This window comes from Dyadobacter sp., assembly GCF_039919315.1.
In the GTDB taxonomy this organism is placed as follows: Bacteria; Bacteroidota; Bacteroidia; order Cytophagales; family Spirosomataceae; genus Dyadobacter.
Map to the genome: position 1 here is coordinate 15,747 of NZ_JBDSFX010000061.1, position 12,063 is coordinate 27,809.

The following is a 12,063-nucleotide window of genomic DNA, read 5'->3' on the forward strand; positions in this document are numbered from 1 at the left end:
GACATTAAAAAGTCATTAAACCTCCGCAGCATTTTCCAATCCAACACGCGCAACACTTTCAACCCGATCGTTTCGAAAGCCCGTATTTCGTTACGATAAACCTGATTAGTATGAAAAATTTGTTACCGCTTTTCCTTTTATTATTGCTCATCAATGGTCTAGCATTCGCGCAGGACGAATCTCCGGATTACTCCATCAAGGGCCAATTACAGGACGCAGACAAAAAGCCGGTACCATTCGCTAACATTGCACTTTATAGCTTCAAAGATTCTACACTGATCGGCGGCTCTACTTCCGACGAAAACGGTTCGTTTGCCATTCCCGCAGTGCCGGGCAAATATTTTCTCAAAATAACATTCCTCTCCCTCAATGAGAAAATTGTCCCCAATGTGAACATAGTCAGTCAGGATACAGACATTGGGATCATTGCGATGACTTCGAATGCGCGAAATTTAGAAGAACTCGTAGTACGTGGCGAAAAAAGTCAGATGGATCTTCAACTCGACAAACGCGTCTTTAACGTTGGCAAAGACCTGAGTAATATTGGCAGTAATGCGTCTGACATTCTCAACAACATGCCGTCGGTAACAGTGGATGTGGAGGGCAATGTTGCCTTGCGCGGAAGTGGTAATGTCAGGATACTGATCGATGGGAAGCAATCGGGAATGATAGGACTTAACCCGGCGGAAGCGCTAAGACAAATCCCCGGTGACCTGATTGAAAGCATTGAAATCATTACCAATCCATCTTCCAGATACGACGCGGAAGGCGAAGTAGGAATCCTGAATATTGTTATGAAAAAGAATATCCGGTATGGATTAAATGGCTCATTTACGGGAACATTGGGCCACCCCTCCAATTATGGTGGCTCTTTTAATCTGAATTACAGACGCAAAAAAGTCAATCTTATAGCAAACTACGGCCTTATGTACCGCGAAGGACCTGGTCGGGGTAATTCAAGGCAAACGTACAGTAGTCCCGATACCAGCTTCGTTTACGAACAAACTACCAGGCGTAACCGAACGGGATATTCGAACAATGTAATGGTGGGAATGGATTACTTTTTAAATAATAGCAATACATTCACGACCACGCTATCCTACCGCAGATCTCAAAACAACAATCAATCAAACCTCGAATACCGCGACTTCGATGATCAAAATGTCCTGACCAGAACCGTAACCAGGACGGAGCGCGAAACAGAACCGCGAACCAACATTGAGGCAGCATTTAACTACAAAAAAACTTTTCAAAGAAAAGGGCAAAGTCTGTCATTCGATGCCAAATACATTCTCAGTGATGAAACTGAGGCTGCCAAATACAATGAATTTTCAGACGTCAGTGCAGTAAATGTGGCACAACGATCGTACAACACGGAAGATGAAAGGAACTTTTTGGGCCAGCTGGACTACATTCATCCTTTTTCCAAAAATGGCAAAATTGAAGCCGGACTGAAAAGCTCCGTTCGACAGCTGGACAATGATTTTTCAGTGCATCAGCAAAATGAGCTAATGCATTGGGTAATCCTTCCGAACTACGATAACAAACTGGCATACGATGAAAAAATACATGCTGCCTACCTGATGGCTAGCAACCAGTTTGGCAAAGTCTTCATTCAGGTCGGCCTGCGAGGTGAGTACTCTGATATTTTGACAGAACTAAAAAAAACCTCACAACGCAATCACAGACAATACTTTAACCTATTCCCTAGCATACACCTCTCCTACAAAATTGAAGATGCACAGACTTTACAGCTCAGTTACAGCTACCGGTTGAGCCGACCTGGTTTTCGTGATTTATTACCATTTTCAAATTTCAGTGATTCGCGCGTTTTCAGGTCAGGTAACCCACTACTTAATCCTGAATTCACACATTCTTTTGAAGCAGGGCATTTGCTGAATATGGAGAAGGGGACATTCCTATCCAGCGTTTATTACCGGCACCGGCTGGGTGTGGTGGAGAACATTACCTCTGTGGACTCGACCGGATTTACGACCATTACTCCGATTAATTTATCGACTGGCGACTCGTACGGGTTTGAATTCAACCTGACTTACGATCCTGCTCCCTGGTGGAAACTCACCGGAAACGCCAATATTTTCAGGGCAATGAATGAAGGTTTTTACAATGACAAACTTTATAAAAGCGACACCTACTCCTGGACAAGCCGCTTTTCATCCCGAGTAACATTATTCAAATCTGTCTATTTTCAAGCCTCTGTCAATTACAGGGCGCCAAAGAAAACTACGCAAGGAAAAGATCTGTCGGTCTATTTTATTGACCTCGGACTTTCAAAAGACATTCTGAAAGGGCGCGGTACCGTTACAGCCAGTGTACGTGATCTCTTGAATTCACAAAAAAGAAGAAGCATTGTAGAAAATGCCGGTTATTACTCACGGTCCGAATTTCAGTTCAGACAACGTCAGTTTCTGGTCACTTTCGCATACCGGTTAAACCGTTCTAAGGAAAAGCAAAATATGGATAGCAAGGGCGATAACGGCGACGACGACTAAATGTCTGCCTGAAAACATTACCTTTGCAAACAACTTTTGTCTTCGAATAATGCTTTTTATAGGAAAATACAACAACCTGACCATCGAGCGGGTAACCAGCGTAGGAATGTTTCTGAGTGACGTGGAGGGTGAAGAAGTACTGCTTCCCAACCAATACCTGACCGACGAAATGCAGGTAGGCGACAACATTAAGGTATTCGTTTATCTCGACTCCGAAGATCGCCCCGTCGCAACGACTGAAACCCCGAAAATCATTCGTAACGAATTTGCGTTCCTTGAAGTGAAGGACGTGTCCGAACATGGTGCTTTTTTGGATTGGGGGTTAATAAAGGATCTTTTTGTTCCTTTTCGGGAGCAGAGCAGACCTATGGAAATTGGCGAAAGTCATGTTGTTTTCCTTTATCTGGATCAAAAATCGTCGCGTTTAATTGCTTCGACCAAAATTGACAGGTTTCTCGAAAACGAGCGACTGACTGTCAAAGAAGGCGACGAAGTAGATCTTTTGATCTGGCAAAAAACGGATTTGGGATACAATGCGATAGTAAATCAATACCATAAGGGCCTGGTTTACGCCAATGAAGTTTTCCGTGATCTCAAAGCCGGCGACTCCTTAAAAGGTTACGTCAAAAAGATCCGGGAGGAAAATAAGCTGGACATCAGCCTCCAAAAAACTGGTTATGACAGCATTGAACCCACTGCTCAGCAGATTTTGGACGAAATCAAAAAATCTGCCGGTTTCCTCAACATCTCCGACAGCAGTTCTCCCGAGGATATTTACAAAAGATTACAAATCAGCAAAAAGACGTTCAAAAAAGCGATCGGCGGGCTGTACAAGCAGGGCTTGATCAAAATTGCAGAGGATGGGATTTATTTGGTTGGGGAAGATTGAGCGAATCTATTTCATATCAAAACAAAAAATGCCGGTCGCCCGGCATTTTTTGTTTCACTTCTTACCATACTTCCCTTTATACTTCTCATAAAGCCGCTTTTGCTTATCATCCAGGTCTACCTTCCCGCCTTTGATGAAGACCATCGTGATGACATTGCCCCGCATATCAAGAATATCTCCCTCGGAAACGATCAGTGAGGCTTGCTTACCCTTTTCGAGGGTCCCTACTTCCTTGTCCGCCCCTACGATTTCCGCTGCATTCCTGGTGATAAATTGCAGCGCTTCCTCTGGCGCAACATTACCAAAACCCGACGAAGTACCCGCCAGAAAAGCGAGGTTACGCGTGCGCCACCATTCGTCTGCATAGGTAACTGCCACTTTAACACCTGCCTTATGAAGTAGCCCAGGTAATTCGTAAGGCATATATACATGCTCATCGACTCTGCCCGGCAAGCGATGTGTGGGATTCAGAACCACGGGGACATTGTTTTCTTTCAAAAATGCAGTCACTTTATAGGACTCATCCCCTCCTACTATTACCAGCTTTTTAACCCCCGCTTCCTTTGCAAATTTGATAGCCTCAATGATGTCCTTGGCATAATCAGCACGAATGTACAGATTCGCAGAACCATCAAATAATGGCCTCATCGCTGCCAGTCGCAAGTTTACCGGACTTGGATTAGCAATTTCGGAATACGCTTTTGCATCGGAAAACGTGGATTTAAAAAGATCCAGCACTTCCTGACGTTTTTCATTTCTTTTAACCGAAACAGTAAAATCATCGTAGTTGAATGTGCTTGCCAAAAACGGTGGCCAGGTAAGCCATATCCCATCATCCTTTTTCAAAACCGCATCTTCCCAGTTCCAGCCATCGCTGTAAAACACAGACGAAGAACCCGAAATCGCGCCTCCCTGCGGCACTGATTGCGAAACCAGGACACCATTACCCCGCAATGTCGGGATCACTTCGGAATCCGTGTTATAAGCGACCAATGCCCTTACATGCGGATTGATCTGCCCCACTTCATCAAAATCCAGCGTTGCTCTCACGGACGCAATTTCCTGTAATCCAACAGTGGTATTCAGCGAGATAATGCCTGGATAAATGTGTTTCTTTTTAACATCAATCACTTCCGATCCATTGTCATTGATAATCCAGGCCGGGCCTATTTGAGTAATAATTCCTTTATCAAATGCCACGGCACCATTTTCGATCACTTGCCCATTCCCAATATGAATGGTGGCGCCGGTTAGGATTATTGGCTTCGACTGGACTTTTGCGGGTGCCGGATTTTGTGCAATTGCTCCGGAAATCAAGACTAAGCATTGCAACAATGTGCAACCAAGCACCGGGACTAATTTATTTTTTATCATAATATCTAATTGAAAATCAATGAAATGAAAAATCACTTGGCTCCTTCATGCTCCGTATGAACACCTACGATATCCTCGCAATGCCACATACGCGGTTGGGTAGCCTGAGGCTTTTGGGTAGGTTTGCCCTCCGCTTTATCTCCCAGCATTTTCTGGATCAGCCTTTCACGTTCAACTGCCATTGATTTTTGCTTTTCCTCATCCATTTTCCGGTCAAAATAAACGGTACCTTCTACCATCGTAAATTCCGGACGTGCATACACGGACAATGGATTGGCATTCCAAAGTACCAGATCCGCGTCCTTTCCAGCCTTAATGCTGCCCATCCGTTGATCCACATGCAGTAATTTGGCTGGATTCAGTGTCACCATTTTCCATGCATCTTCCTCAGGTACTCCGCCATACTCCACGGTTTTCGCCGCTTCCTGATTCAGCCTCCGTGCCATTTCCGCATCATCTGAATTGATCGCAACTGTGACCCCTTCGTGGTACATTAATGCTGCATTGTACGGAATCGCTTCTTTCACTTCCATTTTATATGCCCACCAATCAGCGAATGTTGAACCGCCAATTCCTCTTTTGGCCATTCCGTCGGCTAGTTTATAGCCTTCCAGAATATGGGTAAATGTGTTGATTCTGAATTTCAGCGAATCGGCGACATGCATCAGCATATTGATTTCCGACTGAACATACGAGTGACAGGTAATGAACCTTTCATTGTCCAGGATCTCCGCCAGGGCATCCAGTTCAATATCGCGCCGTGGAGCCATCCCCGGCTGCTTTTTGGAGGCCGCATTGTATTTTTTCCACGCATTGGAATACTCTTTTGCACGAATAAAGTGATCAAAATATACTTGCTCCACACCCATTCTGGTTTGCGGAAAACGAGTCCGTACGATATCGCCCCAGTTGGACTGTTTCACATTTTCTCCCAATGCAAATTTGATTGTCTTTACCTCAGGCAACAACATTTCCGACTGGCTGGCACCCCATTTCAACTTGATCAAAGCACTTTGCCCACCGATTGAATTGGCAGAACCATGCAACAAATGAGAAGCTGTAACGCCACCCGCCAGCTGCCGGTAAATGTTAATATCGTCAGGATTGATCACATCGCTCATTCTCACCTCCGCTGAGCTGGATTGCCCGCCTTCATTGATCGTAAACAGCGCTATGTGTGAATGCTCATCGATAATTCCGCTGGTAAGGTGTTTGCCTGTCCCGTCGACAGTCCGTGCGCCAGCGGGAGCCGCCAGTCCTTTCCCGATTTTAGTAATCTTACCATTTTGCACGATTACGTCGGAATTTTGAAGGATACCTTCTTTTTCGTTGGTCCATACTGTCGCATTTTTGAACAGTACTGTCTCCGATTTGGGCAATTCTTCATTTCCAAATCCTACAAAAGGATACACAACCGGCCCGGTTCCTTTGAGCTTCGTGTTAGTAGAATCTTTTACCGCTATTTGCTGGAATTTTTCTGACAGTATTGCAGTCCAGGAAATGGTCGATCCGTCGGGTAATACACCTTCCCCCGCCAGCCCGGTTCCTGTAAGCCAGCCTGTTAGACGTACTGTTCCGGAGGGTTTATTCTGGTAAGTCAATGTCAGCAATTCATTGGATAGGATCGCCTTGGGAGTGATTTTAATCGAATCCTGAATGACAATTTTGTACTCTGGCTTCTCGGGAGAACCGGTAATCTGTATTTTTCCGGCAGGCTGATTATTTAGAGATAATGAGTAGGTTCCACGAATGTCGGGCGCATTAATTGGGGCTAAGACAAATTTTTTCCCCTGGATCCAGTTTTCATAAATCACATTATCCTTACCAAACAAGTCCCCGGACGTGATGATAAAATTGGCAAGCAGCCCAGCTTTGAGGCTTCCTACCTGCCCCTCTGCCTTGATCAGGCTCGCCGGTAATGTGGTTAATGCTTCCAATGCTCTTTCCTTTGACAAACCATATTCAATGGCCGTTTTTAGGTTTTTCCAAAAGTCAGCCTTGTTTTTCAAACCGGAAGTGGTGAGTGCAAAAGGTATATCTGCTTTGGCCACTTCGGAAGTATTTTTAGGCGCCAGCTCCCAATGTTTCAGCTGCGACATACTGATCACATCCGCATCCCAGGGATCACTCACGTCATAAGCATCAGGAAATTGAAGAGGTAATATCAGCGTGGCTTTCGTAGCTTTTATTTCCTTAATACGCTGGTATTCGTCGCCGCCGCCTCGTATAATATATTGAATACCAAACTCGTCCCCCACTTTGTCAGCCCGCATGATGCTGTATTTATCATTGGTTTCAAAAAAAGAGGGCAGGCTTTTTATTTGGTTGAAAGCTTCCAGAGACAAGTTCGTTTCCTTATCGGCGGCTTTGGAATACCAATCAGCGTCGTAGTAATTCTGGCGTAACAAAGCCACCACGCCCATTGTGGATGAGGGGTAAGTTTGTGAAGATGATCCCTTGCTGAATGAAAAGTGTGCAGATGCCTTTTTATTCAATAGCGCCTTGTTGGCAGGTTCGTCCGTTAATGTCACCAATGCGCCATTCCCCCTTACAATACCGTCATGCGCATGGATGAGCACTGTGCCGAAACCGTTTTTACGCAGATCTTCTGCTTTTTTAGCATCGGGTGTAAATAACAAACTGGCATCCGTTTCCGGCTGAACGGCCTGATTCCAGCCGAACGCTCCTTTTTTATTAGACTCAATCTGAGGTGTTTGTCTTCCGCCCGCTGCCCTTTCCCTCTTCACCTCGGGTAACCCGTAATCCGAGTCCAGGTCAATGAGTGATGGATAAATGTATTTTCCTTTCAAATCTACCACCACCGTCCCGGCAGGTATTTTGACTTGCTTGCTTACCTCACGGATGATCCCGTTCTCAATAAGCATGGTACCGGCCGTAATGGTTGTTTTGGAATCCACTACGATTGTCGCATTCGTGAAAGCATATCGCCCGGGCCGTTCATCATAAGCTCCATTCTGCGGAAACGTCCCCTGCGCCTGACAGCATATCCCGATGGTTAGCCCGGTGAGTAAGGTTGATATTTGTTTAAACATATATTGTTAATTTAATGACAATTCAGCATTACAATATACAAGTAAATTTAAAAAGTCAGGGCCGGGCCCTCAGATTCAGGAGAAGTTACAATTAGGCAACAGAATTTTCCTGTTCATTTTATTTTTTCGCATCTTGTGCCACTTTTTATTCTAATTATTTCTCCATGACCTACGACCAGTTTAAGGAATCTATTTCTCTCTCAGCACCACCGGAAGGCATCTCTGTGCTTCTGAAAGCACTTTGGTACGATGCAAAGGGCGATTGGGAAGCTGCTCACGACATTGCCCAAAGCAGCGAGGGCACACGCTCTTATGATCGTTTACATGCATATTTGCATCGCGTTGAAGGAGACACATGGAATGCTGGGTATTGGTACAAACGTGCTGGTTCAGAGGTATTTACAAAATCAATAAAAGAAGAATGGGAAGAATTAGTGCATTCTTTTTTGTAAAGATATAAGGTTTTTTACTTATATCGAACCAATATAAGGCTTTTACCTTATATTTACCGATTATAAGGTAAAAAGCTTATATAGTTATGAAACGATTTCAGGCTGTCATCACTGCTGACATGGTGAATTCCACCGGTTTTGCCCGGGAAGACGCCGCTTTATGGCTGGAAGAATTGATAAAAATATTGCGTGAAAGCACAGTTGTTAAATGGACTTTGAAACCTGAGATCTACCGCGGTGACAGCTTTCAGGGTGTATTAAAAAACGCTGATGACGCCATGCATGTGGCGGTGCTTGCAAGAGCAGCCATGCGCTCGAACTCGCCCCATACCGACCTGCGGATTGCCATCGGTATTGGTAAAACGGAACTGGTTACCGACCGCGCCGGGACATCCGACGGGGAAGCATTCAGGTTATCAGGACATTTGGCTGATCATATCCGACTGCAAAAAGCGCGGATTGGTATTGCACTGCCGGTACCGTCAGAGCCATTAAATGCTACTCTTGATCTACTGGAAACGGTTATTGAGAATTGGACCACTGCCCAAAGCGAGGTGATCGTGGCTTTGCTTCAAAACCAAAACATCACTCAGATAGCGGAAAGCCTGCACATTAGCCAGTCGGCAGCAAGCCAGCGGGTTGCGGCTTCCAAATGGTGGGCAATTGAAAATTTTTTGGCTACCTTTCCAAAGCATTTAGCACTATACACAAAACGATAAACAGTCATGACTGAATTTTTGCTGCTCCTTCTGGCGCATGTCCTTGTTGATTTCTACTGGCAGCCGACTTTGTGGGTAATCGACAAAAAGAAGAAATCTTTCCGCTCCAAGTACCTCTATTTTCATGTATTACTCGTCATTGCCATTTCCTATATTTTGCTGGGCCAATGGGACAATCCTTTGCCGGTCGTACTACTAGGCGCAGCACATGGTATTATCGATATTTTCAAAATAAAATTTGATAAAAAAGGAACACTTACCTGGTTCATAGCAGACCAGGTCGCTCATTTGGTCACTATTATCATAGCCACTTTGATCATCACCAACAAATTAGATGCTGGCTTCGAAACCTTTAAAACCTGGCTTTACACGCCAAAAACGCTGGCGATATTGTCGGGAGCCCTCCTATCGCTTTCTCCTATTTCATTTCTGGTAGGAATTCTTACAAAACCCTGGCGGGAAGAGCTCACCAAGCTCGCGCCGGACATTAATGATAACCTGGCCAATGCAGGACGCTGGATAGGCATGTCCGAAAGGCTCCTCATTTTTGTATTCGTCCTGGTAAGTCAGTTCTCAGCAATTGGCTTTCTGATCGCTGCCAAGTCCCTTTTGAGATATAATGATAAAACTGCGGGAGGAGAAATTCCACCGGCGTACATCAGCAAAAAATCCGAATATGTGCTGGTAGGGACTCTGATGAGTTACACTTGTGCGATCGCAGTGGCATTGGCTGTCAAAATGCTCTATTAAAAAGTTTTAGTTCCTGTTAAACCTATCCACGCTTTTTAACTCTAACCCCAGTATTTAAACTTCTTAACCATGAAGAGAACATTGTTTGCCATCATACTGGCACTAGTAAGCATGACCACTTTTGCACAACGTCAGGAAGCGAATGCAACTCCTGAAAAACGTGCTGAGAATCAGACCAAAACATTGACCGAAAATCTTGCCCTTTCCGAAGATCAGCAAAAGCAGGTTTATAACCTCAGCCTCGCGCGTGCTCAGAAAGTGCAGGAACTCAGGGACGCGCAAACTCAGGATCGCTCACAAATGAGGGCGTCTATGGAGACATTCAATACGGAACTAGCTAAAATCCTGACCGTAGAGCAACAGGAAAAATACAAAACCATGCTGGAAGATCGTCGTTCCAATGGCGGCGGAAGAGGCCCCAGAAATTGATCTGGAATAATCTAAAACAAAGAAAAGGGTTGCTATCAAATTTGACGGCAACCCTTTTCTTATATTGTGACTTAAACAGCCATTTCTGTCTTAAACTCGGAAGTAAAGTGGAAATGTATCGCCGGATTATTTTCCCTGTTCATTCTGATCATCCATTCAGATTCCGCCAGAAAAACCGGGTTCCGGTCCTTATCGTAAGCGATCTGATTACCTTTCAAGCGAATAAACTGGTCCATCGCAGGTTTCTCGTCCGCAGTAAGCCAACAAGCTCGGGAAGTATTCATCGGTACCCATCGACATTTGGCGCCATATTCATGTTCCAAACGGTATTGAATTACGTCAAATTGTAGTTCTCCTACCGTTCCCACGATTTTACGGTTACCCAAATCCAATGTAAATAACTGCGCAACTCCTTCATCCGTAAGCTGTTGAATCCCTTTTTCCAACTGCTTGGATTTCATGGGATCCATATTGATCAGTTCTTTGAAGATCTCCGGGGAGAAACTCGGGATACCCGAAAATTGAAGAATTTCACCTTCCGTCAATGTATCCCCTATCTTGAAGCTACCTGTATCATAAAGTCCTACCACATCGCCCGGGAACCCTTCATCCATTACACTTTTATCCGAGGCCATGAATGTAAACGGGCTTGAAAACCTTACATCCTTGCCTAATCTAACGTGTCTGTAAAACTTACCTCTTTCAAATTTACCCGAACAAATTCTTAAAAACGCAATACGGTCGCGGTGACGAGGGTCCAGGTTTGCGTGGATTTTGAATACAAAACCAGTGAACTTTGGCTCCATAGGTGATACTTCGCGGACATCGGTAGGACGTGGCTGAGGAATAGGCGAGATTTCACAGAATGTATCCAGCAACTCTTTAATACCGAAGTTATTGATGGCACTTCCGAAAAATACCGGCGCCAATTGCCCTTTCTGATAAGCCTCTTCTGAAAATACATCGTAAACGCCTTCCACCAGTTCCACATCCTCTGTCAGCTGCTCAGCGTCTTTCTCCCCCAGTAATTCCGCCAGATTTTCGTCTTGCAGACTTACTTTCGCGACATCACTTTCAATTTTAGTTTTATTGATCTTAAAGAAATACAGCATTTGTTCATATAAGCTATAAACCCCTTTAAAATTAGCACCCATGTTGATTGGCCAGGTCAACGGGCGAACACGAATGCTCAGTTTTGTTTCCAGTTCATCCAGCAGTTCGAATGGATTTTGACCTTCCCTATCCAGCTTGTTGATAAAAACAATCACCGGCGTATTTCTCATTCGGCAAACCTCCATTAACCGCTCCGTTTGTTCCTCTACCCCTTTCACACAGTCAATCACCAGAATAACGCTATCCACAGCAGTTAATGTCCGGTACGTATCTTCGGCAAAATCCTTGTGACCAGGTGTATCCAGAATGTTGATCAACAGATCTTTATATTCAAAGGTCATCACCGAAGTAGCGACCGAAATACCTCTCTGCTTCTCAATTTCCATAAAATCGGAGGTTGCAGTCTTCTTGATTTTATTGGATTTTACCGCACCGGCCGTCTGGATCGCACCTCCAAAAAGCAGCAGCTTTTCAGTAAGCGTAGTTTTCCCCGCATCCGGGTGACTGATGATTGCGAACGTACGACGCTTTTTTATTTCTTGTAAATTACTCATACCGGGCTGGTAGACGCTACCATTTATCTTTCCGGCTGACATCATAAGCTCTTTTTATTCAACAGCTTGTGATTTCAACCTATTTGTTACTAAATAACGTGAATTCGGGTTAAGCGGCGGTTAGAAAAAGTTGGTTTGTTTTGACTTTTTGAATATTAAGTGACGGTTTTTTGGGAAAGAAGCAGTAAGCAACTAATGCGCCTAAAATGTTCATTAT

9 protein-coding genes are annotated in these 12,063 nt (G+C 44.5%); 6 read left to right on the top strand and 3 right to left on the bottom strand.

Annotation, left to right across the window (positions count from 1 at the left end; translation table 11 throughout):
- Positions 1-110: 110 nt before the first annotated feature.
- Complete coding sequence (locus ABIO93_RS17555) at positions 111-2,513, top strand: outer membrane beta-barrel family protein (protein ID WP_348069949.1); 2,403 nt, start codon at positions 111-113, stop codon at positions 2,511-2,513.
- A gap of 49 nt (positions 2,514-2,562) precedes the next feature.
- A complete protein-coding gene (locus ABIO93_RS17560) occupies positions 2,563-3,402 on the top strand; it encodes a S1-like domain-containing RNA-binding protein (RefSeq protein ID WP_348069951.1) in 840 nt (279 codons plus the stop codon).
- Between the two features lie 54 nt (positions 3,403-3,456).
- Here ABIO93_RS17560 and ABIO93_RS17565 read toward each other — a convergent pair whose 3' ends face one another.
- Positions 3,457-4,752 (bottom strand): amidohydrolase family protein, encoded by a 1,296-nt coding sequence (locus tag ABIO93_RS17565; RefSeq protein ID WP_348069965.1) that lies wholly within the window; start codon positions 4,750-4,752, stop codon positions 3,457-3,459.
- Between the two features lie 56 nt (positions 4,753-4,808).
- Positions 4,809-7,829, bottom strand: coding sequence for an amidohydrolase family protein (locus ABIO93_RS17570; RefSeq protein ID WP_348069953.1), 3,021 nt, complete (start codon positions 7,827-7,829; stop codon positions 4,809-4,811).
- A 164-nt stretch (positions 7,830-7,993) separates the two neighbouring features.
- On the opposite strand from ABIO93_RS17570, the gene ABIO93_RS17575 reads away from it, so the two are divergent.
- The 4 genes from ABIO93_RS17575 to ABIO93_RS17590 all read left to right on the top strand — a co-directional run bounded on the left by ABIO93_RS17575 (position 7,994) and on the right by ABIO93_RS17590 (position 10,179).
- Positions 7,994-8,281 carry a hypothetical protein gene (locus ABIO93_RS17575; RefSeq protein WP_348069955.1) on the top strand — a complete coding sequence of 96 codons (288 nt, stop codon included), beginning with the start codon at positions 7,994-7,996 and terminating at the stop codon, positions 8,279-8,281.
- 86 nt (positions 8,282-8,367) lie between these two features.
- Positions 8,368-9,000, top strand: coding sequence for a hypothetical protein (locus tag ABIO93_RS17580; protein WP_348069957.1), 633 nt, complete (start codon positions 8,368-8,370; stop codon positions 8,998-9,000).
- A 6-nt stretch (positions 9,001-9,006) separates the two neighbouring features.
- Positions 9,007-9,750: a DUF3307 domain-containing protein gene (locus ABIO93_RS17585; RefSeq protein WP_348069959.1), complete on the top strand. Its 744-nt coding sequence runs from the start codon at positions 9,007-9,009 to the stop codon at positions 9,748-9,750.
- A 69-nt stretch (positions 9,751-9,819) separates the two neighbouring features.
- Complete coding sequence (locus ABIO93_RS17590; protein ID WP_348069961.1) at positions 9,820-10,179, top strand: hypothetical protein; 360 nt, start codon at positions 9,820-9,822, stop codon at positions 10,177-10,179.
- A gap of 71 nt (positions 10,180-10,250) precedes the next feature.
- Here the strand turns inward: ABIO93_RS17590 and ABIO93_RS17595 are convergent, their stop codons facing one another.
- A complete protein-coding gene (locus ABIO93_RS17595; RefSeq protein WP_348069963.1) occupies positions 10,251-11,846 on the bottom strand; it encodes a peptide chain release factor 3 in 1,596 nt (531 codons plus the stop codon).
- Positions 11,847-12,063 lie beyond the last annotated feature (217 nt).